General features: G+C 48.1%; 10 protein-coding genes. 2 read left to right on the top strand and 8 right to left on the bottom strand.

Translation table 11 applies throughout. The annotated features are described in order from the left end of the window. Positions 1–19: 19 nt before the first annotated feature. From HNR77_RS14475 to HNR77_RS14440, 8 genes are all read right to left on the bottom strand, one after another. On the bottom strand, positions 20–2,527 hold the full coding sequence (locus tag HNR77_RS14475; protein WP_184185448.1) for a WG repeat-containing protein: 2,508 nt from the start codon (positions 2,525–2,527) through the stop codon (positions 20–22). A gap of 275 nt (positions 2,528–2,802) precedes the next feature. Continuing rightward, the gene (locus tag HNR77_RS14470) at positions 2,803–3,081 is read right to left on the bottom strand and encodes a hypothetical protein (protein WP_184185445.1); all 279 of its coding nucleotides are present in this window, start codon (positions 3,079–3,081) and stop codon (positions 2,803–2,805) included. Next, entirely contained in the window at positions 3,068–4,933 is a 1,866-nt protein-coding gene (locus HNR77_RS14465) for an SWIM zinc finger family protein (RefSeq protein WP_260410576.1), read from the bottom strand. Before HNR77_RS14465 ends, HNR77_RS14470 begins: the two co-directional genes overlap by 14 nt. 10 nt (positions 4,934–4,943) lie before the next feature. Then, positions 4,944–8,504, bottom strand: a complete 3,561-nt coding sequence (locus tag HNR77_RS14460; protein WP_184185439.1) for a DUF4132 domain-containing protein — start codon at positions 8,502–8,504, stop codon at positions 4,944–4,946. A gap of 68 nt (positions 8,505–8,572) precedes the next feature. Further along, entirely contained in the window at positions 8,573–9,775 is a 1,203-nt protein-coding gene (locus HNR77_RS14455) for a VWA domain-containing protein (RefSeq protein WP_184185436.1), read from the bottom strand. Further along, complete coding sequence (locus tag HNR77_RS14450; RefSeq protein ID WP_221443847.1) at positions 9,760–12,207, bottom strand: DUF5682 family protein; 2,448 nt, start codon at positions 12,205–12,207, stop codon at positions 9,760–9,762. Before HNR77_RS14450 ends, HNR77_RS14455 begins: the two co-directional genes overlap by 16 nt. Further along, complete coding sequence (locus tag HNR77_RS14445) at positions 12,195–13,295, bottom strand: ATP-binding protein (RefSeq protein WP_184185433.1); 1,101 nt, start codon at positions 13,293–13,295, stop codon at positions 12,195–12,197. The genes HNR77_RS14450 and HNR77_RS14445 overlap by 13 nt, the downstream gene beginning before the upstream one ends. Positions 13,296–13,590: 295 nt before the next feature. Further along, entirely contained in the window at positions 13,591–14,568 is a 978-nt protein-coding gene (locus HNR77_RS14440; protein ID WP_184185430.1) for an aldo/keto reductase, read from the bottom strand. Positions 14,569–14,766: 198 nt separating this feature from the next. On the opposite strand from HNR77_RS14440, the gene HNR77_RS14435 reads away from it, so the two are divergent. Together HNR77_RS14435 and HNR77_RS14430 are read left to right on the top strand one after the other, a co-directional pair. Beyond that, positions 14,767–16,011, top strand: coding sequence for a cytochrome P450 family protein (locus HNR77_RS14435; RefSeq protein ID WP_397366819.1), 1,245 nt, complete (start codon positions 14,767–14,769; stop codon positions 16,009–16,011). Next, entirely contained in the window at positions 16,008–16,406 is a 399-nt protein-coding gene (locus tag HNR77_RS14430; protein WP_184185427.1) for a ribosomal L7/L12 family protein, read from the top strand. The genes HNR77_RS14435 and HNR77_RS14430 overlap by 4 nt, the downstream gene beginning before the upstream one ends. The last annotated feature ends 197 nt before the right edge of the window (positions 16,407–16,603 follow it).

Below are 16,603 nucleotides of genomic sequence, written 5' to 3'. Positions count from 1 at the left end.
CACCCATCCCCATTCACATTCACATATGAAAAGCTTTCCAGAAGGATCCTTCGGTATTGATAATATTCATGATCTGATTGAACGGAATCGTAAACGTCGGGAATCCTGCAGCATACGGTGCAATATCATAAGGGTTGAAGTAGAGATGCAGCGCGTCTGCTGTAACAAAAAACGGCTGATTGGCACTGATGCCTGTATACGTATCCGGGAAAACATAAGAATACTGCGGATCATTTTTGATCTGCTCCCCGACAATCTGGCTTAACACCTTCACATAGTCGCTGTCTGGTTTAAACAAATCCTTCAGCTCATACAGCTGTCCATCCGACAGATTAATAATGGCATAGATCATCGTCGGCATGCCGTGTGCGGCTCCAGCGGGATAGTTGTAACCGGTTAATTGCAGTTGAAGCAGCTGCTGCTGGTAAAACGTAATATCGAAATCCCCCGTATACGTATAATCCAGTTGCTGATCGGCCGGAATCGGTTTGACCTGGGAAAGCTCCTTCAGCTTGGCATTCAGTACATCCTGCTGCGTCTGGCTTGTTAAGCCTTCGACCTGCGGATAATAGACAAGGTAGTCCCGGTTAGGCTTGTATTTCTCCTCACGCACTCGATAAGGCGGTTGAAGCGGTACGATGGTGTTTTGATGCCATATGATCTGCCCCGCCCGGTTTACATAGGATAAACGCTGATCCACAAATACTTTAATCAGATCGGGTGCAACGACTTCAAGTGATCCCGCTCCCTCAATATGAGGATACCCAGGAGCAGGTCTGCCGCTCAAATCCAGCAAATACGTCTGAGTTCCATTCGATGCCGAAGCAAGACCATGTTTATAATTTTCCACATTACGATAGATGAACTCCGTTAATCTCCTGCCATTCACATCAGCAATCGCATACAATGAGCCGATATAAGGCTGCTCCGGATCAATGGCTTTCCCAAGTGCATACCTCTGCTCTCCCAGCTCACGAATGTCATTGTAAGCCGGCTGAATCACAAATGATCCTTGCTTATTAATGACACCATAATTCGATCGATAATCTTCTGCCGTATTTACAATCGCCTGCCCGCCACTAAAAGGAAGTGCAGAAGTGAACTTCGGCTGAATTCGGACATTCCCCCGTTCATCAATGTATCCGTATTTGCCTGAAAGCTCCTTCTGAAAAGCAAGCAAGCCATCCCCAAGCGGTCCTACATAGGCATAGGGATAGGTTGATATCCGATTTCCGTTGCGATCAATAAGTGCATATTCCTTCTCTTTGATCTGTACCACCGCTTTACCATGCTGGAAATCATTCGCAGACATATATTGTGCCCGAATCACTTCCTTGCCCGAGGCATCCAAGTACCCGTACAGAATGGAGCCAACTGCTGGCTGATCCGTGCCCGTATCGTAAAATACCGCACGTCCGTCCTGCACATCTGCAATAAACGGATAGGCCCTTGGGGTCAGGACCGCTCCGTGTTCATTAATCATTTTAAAACCTTGAGAATCTATAGCTATAGCCCGCTCTTCGAAAAAAGAATTAATAGAATCATATACGGGCTGAACCACATACTGTCCCTGTAGATTAATGACTCCTGCACGACCGTCTTTCACCACAACAGCCAAGCCATTTGGCTGAAACGCCTGAGCCTGCTGCAGAACAGGTTCAAGGCGAACATGTCCTTGTGCATCCATATACCCCCAGCGTATACCGTTTGTCGTGCGAACAGATATCGGATATAACCAGACTGCTGCTTGAGTACGCTCGCTGGGGGTTATGGCCTGTTTAATCTTTTTCTCCAGTTTCAGCAGCTCTTCTCTGGAAGGATAAGCTTCCGGTAAGCTTAATGCTTTCTGGACGGAAGTCAGCGCGGCTGAATATACCCCGGCATGAAACTGAGCATCCGCAAGATAATACCAATAGAACACATAGTCCGGATATTGTGCTGTAAGCTGCTCGTAATAATGCACGACTTTGGGAAAATACGCATGATATACATCCGTCGCTGCAACCCACTGCCCCTGCTGCCACCGAATAATGTCCACCCGATAAGCTTCACCAGTATCATGAACCCATAACGCGATTTCAACCTTTCCATCTCGGCCCTGCATGCCGGGCATATCCACAATCTCTGCATAGCTATAATATAGATCATCAGGCACGATATCGGTCAACCCGGATTCAGTCCATTCATACACAGCGAGCTTTGACCATATTGCGCCGATCTGCCAGCCCACAATGAGATTATTCCTTGCCGTTGATGTGACCGGGGCTGCCGTCAGCAGTGTAACCCCATAACCCAAACCTTTGGTAAGAGCCATTTTGATCCACTGACCTTGAACAAATTTCAGAATTAACAGATACAGCTCACTATGAAGCTGATATACTGCAGCTATCTCCGGTAACCCGTCACCTGTAAGATCGGCCGCATACACGGCTGGATGTTGAACCGGTTTATCAATCGTGATGACCGTTGCCCCGGCCGGAATATGCTGATTCACAATTTGCAGTAATAGCGGTTCACTCATCGACATCTCCGCTTCCTCCCTTATGACCGCATTCGCCTAATGGTATGCAGCATAACTCGGGATATGACACGAAAATGCTTTCACTCTAATCTCCAAGACTCACTTTCTTCCCATCCATTAAAATATAGCTCACACAACACAAAAAAATTGCAGCGGCCTAACCGAGCCAACTGCAATTTTAATCGTGATTATTTATAATTAGGGTTAATGCTCGAATGTGCACCTCCCCCCACTAGAACTTAAACTAATCCGTAACTAGTCGGGAGATATTCTGTTCAAAATCAAGCTTGTACGTTTGCATTGAGCTGAACATATTGAGACAGGCGACAATACTGATCCAGCAGTCTCTCCTCTTCACCTTCACCCAATGCTACCCGGCGCCCGGATTCGATAACACTTGTTACCAATTCGTGCAGAAACTGCATCTGTAGTCGCTGCGCGGCAGAAGCACACTGTTCAAGCAGTTCAATATCCCGAATAGTAAATTGAGATAACCCCCGAAGCAGTAATTCCTCGGACCAGCTGGATAAGTGCTGCATCAATCCATTATCTTCGTGCAAAACGTCCCATCCTTCCATTGCTGGAATCCAGCTTCAAACTAAGCAGCGTCTGACCTTTCAGGAAGCTGATCGGACTGATGCGCTTCGCTTCCAATCGTACAAACGCATAGAAGTGCTCCAGCTTCTGAGAACCGAAACCTGATTCCAGCCGATGAATCATGGACTGCCAATCCGAGGAATACGGAAGAGTGAGTGGCAGACACTGCCCGTCTGTATTTTCTATCATAAGAATCAAATCCTGCGTCTGTTTGTTAAATGTATGCTCTACAATGCGAGCAACCTCAATGAGGGCCAATCGTTCTTTCGGCTCCGTGAACAAGGATATCGAGTCCGGTTGACGCTGGAGTGCAGACGGTATATCCATCAGATACGTCCCAAAATCCACCTCAGTCACATTTGTTCGCGGCAACAGGGTCAATTTGGCTCCATCGCCAGACGATATGCGTCGTTCTTCATTCACTTTAACCGACTGGAACAGCACTTCTTCTCCAGTAAATTGACTAAACGTCAGGCTTGGCAACCATGGGGTAAATGCAGCATAATGCTCCGCAAACGAGAATTGCTGATCCTCATAATAGACCGCACGCACATCGCTATACGTATACATCTCTCCATCATCCAGACCATAGAAATAATACGTAATCCCGCGAAAGCCGGATCGGGTCTCCCAAGAATCTGCTCCCAGGCCATAGAGATGAAGAGAGGGCACGGTAAAATACTTGCTGCGAAAGCTGCCTACAAGCTGACTCTGCTGCTTCACAGATATATCGCCTTTCATAAGCACTTCTAACGCAAGATAAAGCTTGCTTATCCGTTCCAGCATCGTCTGCATGGAGAAGCGTACATGCCGCTTGAAAAAAAGCTGAAGCTCACCCTGAATACCGCGCAAACTGCGCTCAATATCCGGAAGATTACCGCTGTGTGCGGCAATGGCAAGTGTCTCCAGCTGCGCCAGATAAGATTGAGGCAGCCGGGCAAGCCCTGTCTTCAGCATACCTGCCAGAATCTCGCGGCATTCCTGAACGGTTTGAAGCGAAAACTTCGCTTCATATGCACGAACACTCAGAACCTCCATATCATGGATTCCGTGAAGCATCCGGTAACGCAGCAATGCTTCAAGCTTGGCCATCTTTCCGGCCGTCTGTTTCACCTTGCATAAAGCTTTTGCCAGACTAGGCTCATCTGTAAAAGAAACCTCAATGTCCTGAGTTTTCAGCTGCACAGTGAGCAGCGTGTCCTCCTTGATGTGAATTTCTTCAGGGTAACGCAGCCGAAAAACGACTTCCTCAATCATGGATGCAGTGTACGATTTAATAATCGTCGCAAGATCAGTCTCATGCATCCAGCGAAAACGGGAAGATGTATTTGCTGGCTCTAGTTGCAGCTTGTAGTCAGAATGGTCCTGCTCCATAACTACAGGCAGCTCCTTTGCCACGGAATCAGCAGGCTTGGCATATTTATTCGGCGAGCCAGAAGAAGATAACTGCGTTTCCGTTGGTTTCAAGGAAGACTCTTCAGAAATTGCATGAGATACTGCAGATGCTGCAGCGGATGCCTCCCCTTCTGCCGCTTGCTGACGCTGGTCATACAGAATGGCAATCAGCACATGTTTGCAGATATGCTCGGACGGACAAGAACACTGCCATTGATCGAGCGAGGCATAGAGGGTACATTCCGTACCCTCACTTAGCTGACAGTTAACTGAGGCCTCGCCCCAGGTATAATTCACATGTATACCTTGATCCAGCTCCTTCAGTGCCCTCTTATATAATCCCTTGTTCGCATAACGAATGAGATAATCCTCGGTGCACAGCTTCGAGAAGAGCCTGAATTTCTCCTGAAAATCATTCATACTCACGTGCTCAGCGCCCCGTCGCTCTCAAAATATCATAGATGGTCTCACTAAAGACGCGACCAGGAATTTTGCCCAAAGCAATAGATTTGTTATCTGCATAATAATAGTGCTGTCTCGTACCGTGTGATTTGAAGAAGTGCAAGGATTCCAGCGTAACATCTTCCATTCCTTCATAATAGGTAATGCTTGTACCGCTGAATTGAAGCTCGGCAACCAGATCGCCGTATTCCTTGTAAAATGCATTGAACCAGCCACCATCCTGGGCAGGCCCCTTGATCCAGCCGTATTTCTCCAGCGCTTTTGGAAGAGCCGTTGGTGAGAACTCTTCTTGTGGAAGACGATCATACTCTGTTTTGGCCTGATCCTCATCCTCAACCAGATGGATTGCACGCTTCAGTTGCTCGAACGGCTGCTTCACTTCATAATCCTCAAGCTGTGTAATCCAGCCCTCCAGCGTTTCCTGATCCAGTTCAAGCGGATGCACGAGCCCGATCTGAGCTCCTGACGGCAGCTCTGTTTCATCCTCATCTACCGTGTTAAAGGTTCCATCCTCCATATAACGGAACGTATGAACCAGCTCACCTTGCTCATAGATGCCCCAGATTAGTCCGACTGCGAACTTTTGCATAATGACATTGTCTACAAACAGAGCCGTCCATTCCTCTGCTGTCCAGAGACGCTGCTTGGATAACGATTCTTCCAGACGCTGCGTCTGGATCGTGACCATCGTTTTGAGATCCTTCTTCAGCTGAGTGAAACGTGCTTTGGATTGTGCCGCAAGCTCAGGATCATCCTTTTGGGCTGGAGCAGGCAAGCTTTTTACCGCTTTACCCGTTTCCTCATTCAATACAACCACTTGCAGGTCTGCATTCACTTTCACTTGGAAAGAACGCTCTCCGTAACTAAGCTGCAACGTGCCCTTCTCATCAAATCCAAGGGAAGTCACCAGCCGGTCCTCCAGCTGCTCAGCCGTTAGTCCAAGGTTCTCGGCAGCAAGCTGCAGCGCCTCTTCAGCTGCGCCCTTCACCTGACGGTTCTTCACACTGCGTTTGATCTTGTCGATGGCCATCAGTGCAGCAGGTTCATTCAGGAAAGCGAGCACCTTCACCGCCTCCGCGGCAATCGCACCTCGACTGTTCTCCGTCCACTCCTTAATCTGCGGAGTCAAAATATGAACGACCTCAATATCTCCGAATAAAGCGGACAGATACATGATCCATTTTTCCTTGGCCGGCGCTTCTTCTTGAATCCATAGCTGCAGCAGCTCTTTAGAAAAACGAATAAGCGACGTTTCGCTCACATATTCTCTCAGCTCATTTAACCGTTCGTTGGGTCCGGAACCGTGATCAATGGATTGCACTAATACATACTGCTTGATCCGATCATCCAGCGGCTGGCCGTCTGCTTCGCGAATCAGGGCAGGCAGTTCCTTCAGAGGCAGCCAGCTGATGCGAGACATTTTTTTGGCATCGGCCAGATCAGCAAGTGCGGCGTGTGCATACTCCGGACTCAGCTCAGCGGTATCGAGCAGAATCTGAATCAGATTTTTCCACTCCGCTGATTTCTCGTTCTCCATGAGCTCCGTGTACAGCTGCTTGCTGTTATCCAGACTGCGGATCGCTGTCAGCGCCATTTCTTTGATCGCAGCCTTTTTCTCCGCACGGTAGATCATCATATACAGCTCTTGATCTGGAATACGGTTAAATTCCGCCAGGGCGATGCTGTTCGCTCGCTTCGATGCATCCTGCAAACCTGCCTGAACGGCTGCCACCAATAGTTTCTTAGGCAGTGTATCCCGCTGTTCGAAAGCAACCTCCAGTGTCAAAATGCGTGTATCCGTTGGAAGTTTTTTGTACTGTTTCAGTGCATGTTCCATGTTTTGCTGTAAAATACGGCGATACTCTTCCTGCGGCATCGACAGATACGTATAATCCGTCATCCCATTCAGTGAGATCAAACTGGTTAGCAGCTGCTCCCGTTTAACCTGAGGATCATTCCCGTACGTATTCAGGATTTGCTCACCGCTAAACGCATAGGAGTGATACATGTCCGATACGATATCAAGCGTCCAGTCCGGGTGTGTCAGCAAAATAGCAAAACGGTGCATCGGCTCTGAATCGATTGGCAAGAAGCTGATGCTGATCAGAAGGTTAACTCGTTTCCGGTCCCGATTGACGTGATTGAACAAGCCACGGCTGTCCTTGTCTGCCCAGTATTCCTCAAGAGAATATTCTCCGCTTAGATATCTCGCAATAGCTAGCCCTTGTCTGCCGGCTTCCAGCGGCTGGCGCAGCACTTGGAATACAGCTTCTTCTATGGTCGTATCCGACTGAGGAAGGGAAATGTCCTGATCTGACATCATCTTCTGTAAACATAATTTCATAAATGGAGCTTTGACAATCTCATAGGCCCGTTTGGACTGCTCTGGCTGACTGGCAATGGCTGCTTTTAGAATACTCCAGGATACTCTGTACGAGTTCAGCTCCAGCCGCAACGTTTCAATCAATTGATAGGGTTCATCTAAGGGCACTAGTCCCGCCAGCAAGTCATCCGCATTTCTTGCACGATGGTTCATGCTGAGCAGATACTGGCGAACCTCCATTGGGTACAACTCATGCAGGTGCTGGATTGTTTCATGCAGAACTGCACCTACCCCACTTACATTTTCAAGAAAACGCTCTTTACCGCCATGAATATTCGTCAGAAATAACACCGCACTGCTTACTAACACCATCGTTTGATGAAACACAGCATGGGAAACATGATGTTTAGGCGAAAAAGTAATTTCAGGATAATGCTTGGCAATCAGCTCGCTACGGTTCCGCTGGAGAAATTCCTCTTCCAGCATCTGAGTCGAGCTGTTTTGCTTGCCTTGAATATGGCCTGCAATCAACGGTTCGATCAGGCTGTAGAGCTCCTTACGAAGCTTTACGGTATCATTTGCCAGGAGATGCTGGAACAGCCGGGGCAGCATCTCTCTGCTTTCTTTGATCTCATCGGTGTTCGTAAAATCATCCTGCAACTGCAAACACAAATGAACGAGCATCAAAGCATCAACGACATCTCTGAAATTGCCTTCACTATCTGCCTTTTTGGAGTCAAACAGCCATTGTGCGCGTTTCACACGTCGCTTGAGCTCGGTGAGAATCTCCTGCTCACCCGCGAATTGTTTCATTTTTTGCAAACGGGAGGATAAGGCTGCCATACGATTGGGGTTTTTGCTTTTTCCATTTAATCCGTAGGCTTCCGAATCCTCACCCAGACTAGCATCAAATGCACTTACACCCCAAGGGCTTCTTCGAAAATAATTCGATTCGAGATGCATCGCCACTGCGCCAGCGCGGAAAAAGAGATCTCCGTCATGCTTCTTACCAAGTTTAGTTAAAGCATCTACGGTTCGATACACATAATGACTCGTTTTGCCCATCATATCCGGGAACTTGTCGGTCGCCCCCATAACATAATCAATAATCTCGGAGCTGCGATCCGTCTTCAGCGAATAATCGTCTGAACAGACGGAAGCGAACTTCTCTACCAAACTCTCAACTGCACGGTCTGCGGTAAGCATAATAATTTCCTCCTTAAAAATGAGAAGATAAGATCATTCAATTGAAGTTTAAATATTTCAAATGAAGTTCAGGTAATGATATCTCCAATCCATTCTGCGAGTTCATTCGGGGTAATTGCAGCGACATGTGCGCCCATGTTGGCGAGCGTTTGCGCGGCATGTTCGTTGTACACCGAATTTCCATTAAAATCGAGCGCCGTAAGCACCAGCAGCTTGCAGCCTGCATCAATAATATCCTTACACGCCTGATACATCTGATTGATCGGGTATCCTTCCTCAAGATCACTGACCAGAATATAGATTGTTTTGCCTGGATTCTCGATCAGTGTCTCTCCATAACGCAGCGCTTTGGCAATATAAGTTCCTCCCCCGAGCTGCACATTCATCAGCACATCCACAGGGTCCTCCAGTCGATCACTCAGATCAACCACCTTGGTATCAAAAATAAACAATTTCGTACGCAAGGCATTCAAACGATAAAAAATACTTGCCATAACAGAGCTGTAAATCACCGAATCCATCATACTGCCGCTCTCATCAACACCGATGATGATGTTCCACTTGTTATGCTGCTGTATATTGCCATCAAAATAAAGACGATCAATCACAAATCTTCGTTTATGTTTATCATAATTTTTCAGATTGCGTGTAATCGTACGTTTGAAATTCAAATTGCGCAGGGAGCGCACCGAACTTGCTGCATATCGACTGCGTTTGCCCATAATGCTTGCCCTGACGTGAGATTCGAGTTTCCTGCGCAGATCCTCAACAACCGCCCGCACAATATCCTTGGCACTTCGCAGCACATCATTTTTCATGCGGCCTTTAAACTGCATGATGTTTTTGAGAAGATTCATATTGGGCTCAAGCGACTCCAGCAGCTTTCGATCTGTCAGCAGTTCCGTCAGCCCGTAGCGATCCAGTGCCTGCTTTTCCAGAATTTCAACCGTGGATTTGGGAAAAAGCTCCCTGACCTTATGTAACCAATGGGGCACTGTAAGCTCTGACGAACCGCGTCCGCCTTCTCTGCGATAGCCTTGCTCTTCCCCATATTCACGGTTGTACAGATATCCCAGAATTTCATCCAGCTCGGTATACTGAAATGCGTCAGATGCATATGAATCGGCTTCACACAGCCCCTCTTCTGCAGATTCCCCGAGAATCAAGCGCCACCGGTTCAATGTTTCAACAGCACTGCGCTCTGTAGATAAAAGAGGCTCTTTCAACGCTTCTTCCTGTTCATGACGGGATTCATCTATATTAAATTCCATGCAGCAAACTCCTTTCGAAGTGCCTCATCCTGCGTTCTGAACTGCATCAGAAGCTGCTCATCCAGCGCAGGGGTAGTCATCTCATCCGGCTCCACCTGATGCAGCTTGGCCACACGTTCCGCAATCAGACCCGTTTCCATCGGTGTAAAATAAGTAAAGGCCAGCCGCAATTCGGGAATCATCGCAATAAAATCATCGTAGGATAACTGTTCGATCAACCCGTTCAGCTCGGACAGCAGCTGATCTTCATACAAGAACGCATCCCGCGCCACCGTGAAGACCCCTTGTAGAAATAAAGCCGTCTGACGCATCTGTTCAGGAGTCCCGTGAATATATCCCCGGGCACGCTCCACAATCTCGTCTCTTGATCGATCACCCAGTCCTGATGCAATAGCGATACATACCCCTTCCAGCTGAGCTGGCAGCTTCGGATCACGTAAAAGCTCGTTCAATTGATTGCGAAACGTTGTATCCTGAAACTGCTCCTCTGATGATTCTGCCAGCATCGCAAGCAGCTTCAGTCCCTGAATAATCCCATCATGCTCATCTGCATTTGTTCGGGACAGCTGAAGCAGCTTGTCCACCGCATTGTTATAAGCTTCCGACACCAGTTCAGGAAGATGGGGATCATCCGATAAGCCCAGCAACCTGCGGTGCTGATGAATACGGTTCAGAATGGTCAGACTGCTGCACAAAGACAAGAAATGTCCATCTGTTCGCAGCGCTGCCCGCACCTTCGCATACAGCTGCATCGCTGTCTCCTGAAGGCCCATCAGCAGTGCATGAAGCATCAGCTGCGCAAGCTCGCCACTGTGATGATTCGGAATGTCCTGCATTTGCTGTTCCATTTTGCGAGTAGCCGCCGAAGCAAGTGTACCGCCATACAGGGAATTTTCAATAAGCCTGGCTTCGATCCGCGAAGAATACATATACTCCCAGGTTTCGCGAACCAAATTCATATCACGCTGTGCAATCCAGTCAGGGCCGGCCTGCCGTTTCGCAAACTCAGGTACGAGATAGGCAATGCATTGAAATAGCTGGCTAAGCAAGCGATGCTCCGGCTTGGCATACAGATCAAGCACCTTTTTGTGCTGACCAGTCGTTCGGATCTGGAGTTTAAACTCCGTGCAGCGGGTTTTGAAATCCTCCACAATCGGAATATGAAAAGCATTAGGCGCTACACTTCCAATGCCATCACCCGTTAGCAGAAGCTGCAGCTCCTGCAGCGGCTTGTCGGTAGCAAGCGTTAACTCCCCTTTGACAAATGAAGAGAGCGCCGCATCCATAAGCTCGTAGACTCCGCCTTCCTGCTTGCCACGAAGCTGTGCCAGCCCCTGGATCATGCTGTAAGCTTCAATCGCATCGCTCGTAGATACGTGCTCTTCATGTTCCCGAAGCCTGCGCATTAGCCTGGATAACACATTCAGTGTCGTTAAACGATAAGCTGAACCTGAAGAACGCAGCAGCTCGCCCCATATTTGATCATAGAAAAACACATAAGGCATGCCGCTGGCATAACCGTTCAGACGATCCGCCTCGGCAAACGTATATACCATCGGATACATCTGCTGCTGAATCTCTTCTGTATGTTCTTTTACATGTACTTCCTGTTCTACCTGTACTGCCTTATAGCCGTCCTCATTTAGTAATCCATAGGTATGAAAACCACCTGTAATCACAAGCACCCGCTCATGCTTTTCTCCGGCTTCCCTGATCCGTTTTCTCATATGCGCTTCCCTTAACAGATCACCGCTCGCAATTAATCGTTCCGGGGTATAACACATTCGGGATAATGTACAGTAGGTGAACACGTCCTGCGCGAATGCACAGGTTGACTTCTCCAGCCCCCCGATCTCAAACACCTTTTCCCATAACTCATCAAAGCTGCGGCAGTTTGTTTTCTCGCATAGTCGGTTAATAAAATCCGAGCTGGCCAGCAGCGTTTCATCCTGAAACGAAACGTTCTGCTGTTCCGTCTGCGCCGGGTTCGCAGGGCTGTCTGTACGCCTTGAGACATGCCGATAATCCAGATCCATGAAGGATGCCGGTATATCCCGTCGTTTCGCTTCCTTTAATGCAACATATTCGGGTGAATATCGAAGCATCGGATAATAACAGGCTTCCCGGCCGTGCTCATCTTCATAGGTGTAATAGAGACTGACTGGAGGTACGGTCGCCTCCTCCGTTAGCACGGAAATAAGCGAGTTTCCGCTTTCGGGTCCCTCAATCAGAATCATTTCAGGCTTGTAGTCTTCAATCACTCGCAGCAGATGATGTGCGCAGGCTGGACTGTGATGCCGTATTGGAAAATAGAGCGTTCGATTGTTCAGGTTGTATACCCTTGATTCAAACAAGGACTGCAGCTGCTCTAAAGCCGCAGCATCCGATAAAACGTCCGTGTCAGCAGGCGGGACTGTGCCTAACCGATCCATTTTCTTTCCTCATAATAATTTTTCCAGATTTCCTCTTCTGCGGAGCGAGCTTTCACAATTTTGGAAAAATAATTTTTCAGAATGCTAAGATCCTTGTCATTTTCCTTGGCAATCGTACCCAGCATATTCTGAACCAAACGATCCAGCGCAATCGATTTACCCTCGTAATAATACGATGTCATCGCACTCTGCACATATACAGATACCGCTTCTGCAGTGCTCATCGACGCCTGCGGTGTATCCAGCTTGTATCCTTCACGCGACATGCCTGTGCGCAGCTCCATAAACGTTGTTGCCAGCAGCTCCACCACGTCGGTTTGTATTTCGGTATCAATTCCACTATGTAATAACAGGTTTCTCGCCTGTGATTCAATGATCTTTGCTTCCATTTTCACATTTTGGATCGGCTTGATCGTTTCAAAGTTAAAACGCCGCTTGAGCGCGCCGCTCATCTCGTTAACACCTTTGTCCCGAATGTTGGCGGTAGCAATGACGTTAAACCCCGGTTTGGCAAAAAGGACACCCCCATCCAGTTCCGGAATGCTCATGACCTTGTCGCTAAGAATACTGATCAAGCTGTCCTGTGCTTCAGCCGGGCAACGTGTAATTTCCTCAAAGCGGGTAAGTATCCCCTTTTTCATTCCGTTATACAGAGGAGAAGGCACGAGAGCAGCTTCAGATGGCCCCTTATCCAGCAGCATCGCGTAGTTCCATGAGTATTTGATCATATCCTCGGTCGTTCCAGCCGTGCCTTGTATCGTATTCAAACTTGTGCCGGAGATCGCAGCCGTGAGCAGCTCACTTAACATCGTTTTGGCTGTACCTGGCTCACCGACCAGCATCAACCCGCGATTACCCGCAAGTGTAACAACCGCACGTTCAATCAGAACATCATTACCATAGAATTTACGTGTGATCGCAATCTTCTCCCCATCCAGCATAGCTGGCTGATCCCGTCCAATAATAAAATCCCGTACATAGGCCGGGGATAATAACCAGTTTGGTGGACGATGACCCTGATCCTCCTGTTGTAACGCCCGTAACTCGGCCTCGTACAATGTCTCGGCAGGCGGTTTTAGCATCTCCATCTTCAAGATGTCTCCTCTCATGTAAACAGATCGTATGTTCCTATTTTCCTCATATTATCACAGCTTTCAGCCCATGACGCTGAAAACAGGCAAAAATGGTTGAAACGTCCTTCTTATCTGCACTTCTCTGTAAGTCTCAGGTCTTACTCATGAACACGCTTGAGCACAAATATGAATACTCCAGACTACAAAGGAAGGGCACTACAAGTCAATAAACAACTCTATACAGGCTTTAATCAACATTTGAAAAATAAAAATCAAAAAGCACAGATTCCTGAGAACCTGCGCTCTTTCACTACATTCTGCGCCCGCAGGAAGACGAATACAGCTCGTACCACTCATCTCGTGTGAGTTCAACCTGGGCCGCATCGCGGCAGGCCAGAATGCGCTCCGGTCGAATAGAGCCGATCACCGGCTGAATGCCAGCAGGATGTTTCATCAGCCAGGCCAGCACAATCGATTCAGGTGTGACACCTCTTTTCGCAGCCATTCGTGCCACAAGCTCTGATGTTGCTTTAATCTCCGGCCGCTGTCCCTCAACCACTCTGCCTGTGAATCTTCCTTGCGCCAAAGGGCCCCAGGCCTGCAGCTGAATGTGCTCCGCCTGGCAGAATTCCATCGTACCGTAAGGGAACACATTCTGTTTGGCAGGTTCACGGTTCACGGTCACACCCGCTTCGACAAAGCCGATTTTATCAAGGCTCATCTCGAGCTGGTTCACAATGAAGGGAACACGGCTGTACATCTGAAGAAGGCGAATCTGCTCCGAGCCCATGTTGGACACGCCAAAATGTCTCACTTTGCCTGCCTGATGAAGCTTAGCCAGCGCTTCTCCAATCTCCTGGGGATGGGCAAGCGGATCAGGACGGTGCAGCAGCAGAATATCCAGATAGTCGATGCCAAGCCGGGTAAGAATTCCGTCAACACTTTTCAGAATATGTGCTTCTGACGTATCGTAACGCTGAGGACCTTCATCCTCCCCCGCCAGCCGGATGCCACATTTCGATTGAATAATAATCTGTTCACGCAGCCCCCCAATCTCGGACAGCACGCGTCCAAACACATGCTCCGCCTTCCCTCGTGTGTAGATGTCCGCAAGATCAAAATGGTGAATTCCAATTTCCAGTGCTGTTTCTACCGCCTGGCGGCCTTCAACCACCAGATCATTCGTAATGGGCTGTCCATCCCATTCTCCTCCAAAACGCATACACCCCAGAACAATGGGACTTGCGGGAATCTGATGATAATGCAAAGGCAGCTGTCTGTATGACATACGCATATTCTCCTCTTTTTCCAAATTTGCTAAATGTGCAAGCGCATTTCTTACTTGAATTGTTGTTTTCTGGAGCTTTGTACGATATTCCTGCATCTTTTTGGATATTTGTCGTTACGCAACAAGGTTTCGATGCTTTACGTATGGAATACATAGAGAGCAATAGGCTCTAACACCACAGGAGAGGAGATTGTGCATTTGAATTCGAATGAAACCAATGAGATTCATCAAAACGATGAGAAGCATGCGTCCAACCAGAACCGTAAGAACACAAACTCCCATTTGTTCACAGCTTCATTCACGAATAACCCTTATCCGGTCTATGAAAAATTAAGAAAAGATGAGCCTGTCTTCAAAGTCATGTTTCCACATGGCGAATTTGGCTGGATGATTTCCCGATATGAGGACGCCGTTCAGGTGTTAAAGGATTCACGGTTTAGCAAAGATATGGTCAAACGTTACGGAGCAAATCGCCAGAGCATTTTCTCCAGCACGATGCTGTTTTCGGATCCGCCCGATCATCGTCGCTTGCGAGGGCTTGTGCAGAAGGCATTCACACCTCAACTTGTCGCAGGCATGAGAAGCCATATTCAGGATATCGCTAGTGATCTCCTGGACAATCTGCCTTCACAAGAAACGATGAATCTGATTGATGACTTCGCTTTCCCGCTGCCCATTATTGTTATAAGTGAGATACTTGGAGTGCCATTGGAGGATCGGGACAAGTTCCGCATGTGGTCCAACACCTTTATTGAAGCCTCCACGATGAAGAATACAGAGCTGCTGCAGCAACACGTTCAGGAATTTACCGAGTATCTCACGGCCTGGTTCGCCAAAGTGCGCAAAGACCCTGGACAGGATCTGATCAGCCAGCTGGTGATTGCCGAGGAATCGGGAGACCAGTTAAGCGAAAAAGAACTGCTCGGCGTCGTGTCGCTGCTCATTATTGCTGGACATGAAACCACGGTCAATCTAATTGGAAACGGTATTCTGGCCCTGCTGGAGCACCCCGAACAACGGGATTTGTTAATAAAGCAGCCCGAGCTTATCCATCAGGCCATTGAAGAAATGCTTCGCTACAACGGACCTGTTGAGTTCAGCACATCGCGGTGGGCTTCAGAGGATATCGAATTTCGGGGGCAACACATCGCTAAAGGCGAGCTGGTGATTGTTGCGCTGGATTCAGCGAATCGGGATGAGGAGCAGTTCAAGGACCCGGATGTTTTCGATATTACTCGGGAGAAAAGTTCTCATCTCGCCTTCGGCAAAGGCATTCATCTCTGTCTCGGTGCGCCGCTGGCACGTCTTGAAGGAGAAATTGCTGTAAGCACGTTAGTGAATCGTTTTCCAAACATGAGGCTTCAAGCGGATGTCGATACACTGGAATGGAGACCGGGCATGGTCGTTCGTGGCGTCAAAGAAATCCCGGTACAACTGATATGAGCGGCTTCTTAATGGTTGTTTTCCTGCTGATTATTCCAATTCTGTGGTCAAAAATGAGCAGTTTGCAGCGTCAGGTCGATGACTTGAAATCCGAAGTGGAACGCCTTCAGAACAGCACACCCGGTGTGGGAAATTTTTTTACTATGAACAGCTCGTCTTCAGTCCATAACGCTTCTCCCTTTTCTAAGCCTGTTGATGGAGATTCGTTGAATGCAGTGAGTACAATCCATACCATGAATACAAGTGACCACAGTTCGCAGGATCGCGATCTGGATCGCGAGCTTTTGGACATGCTGCGTCGCGGCAACAAAATTCAAGCGATCAAGCGACTGCGCGAAGCCCGAAACTTTTCTCTGAAAGAAGCCAAGGATTACGTAGAAGCACTGGACAGGTAGGGGAAGAAGTCAAGTAACGGCAGCCTTTAGAAATTGACGAAGATCGTCAATTGGAGGAAATGTCGTGATAAAGAGGGACTTCGATATCCAACCTAGTATTGTAGCTCGGCAGGTATGCTCTATTACAGAAGTCATGTCTCCTATTCAACGAAAAAAGGAACTGTGCGGATAAACCACACGGTTCCTTTTTTGCTCAA

It is taken from the genome of Paenibacillus sp. JGP012 (assembly GCF_014203995.1).
In the GTDB taxonomy this organism is placed as follows: Bacteria; Bacillota; Bacilli; order Paenibacillales; family Paenibacillaceae; genus Paenibacillus; species Paenibacillus silvae.
Note: the sequence above shows the minus strand (reverse complement) of the source record. Positions and strands in the feature narration are given on the sequence as shown.

Bases quoted from the DNA above. Each gene is read 5' to 3' on its own strand.
- HNR77_RS14475 (WP_184185448.1), bottom strand. From the start codon at position 2,527: ATGTCGATGAGTGAACCGCTATTACTGCAAATTGTGAATCAGCATATT.
- HNR77_RS14465 (WP_260410576.1), bottom strand. From the start codon at position 4,933: ATGAATGATTTTCAGGAGAAATTCAGGCTCTTCTCGAAGCTGTGCACC.
- HNR77_RS14460 (WP_184185439.1), bottom strand. From the start codon at position 8,504: ATGCTTACCGCAGACCGTGCAGTTGAGAGTTTGGTAGAGAAGTTCGCT.
- HNR77_RS14455 (WP_184185436.1), bottom strand. From the start codon at position 9,775: ATGGAATTTAATATAGATGAATCCCGTCATGAACAGGAAGAAGCGTTG.
- HNR77_RS14450 (WP_221443847.1), bottom strand. From the start codon at position 12,207: ATGGATCGGTTAGGCACAGTCCCGCCTGCTGACACGGACGTTTTATCG.
- HNR77_RS14445 (WP_184185433.1), bottom strand. From the start codon at position 13,295: ATGGAGATGCTAAAACCGCCTGCCGAGACATTGTACGAGGCCGAGTTA.
- HNR77_RS14440 (WP_184185430.1), bottom strand. From the start codon at position 14,568: ATGTCATACAGACAGCTGCCTTTGCATTATCATCAGATTCCCGCAAGT.
- HNR77_RS14430 (WP_184185427.1), top strand. From the start codon at position 16,008: ATGAGCGGCTTCTTAATGGTTGTTTTCCTGCTGATTATTCCAATTCTG.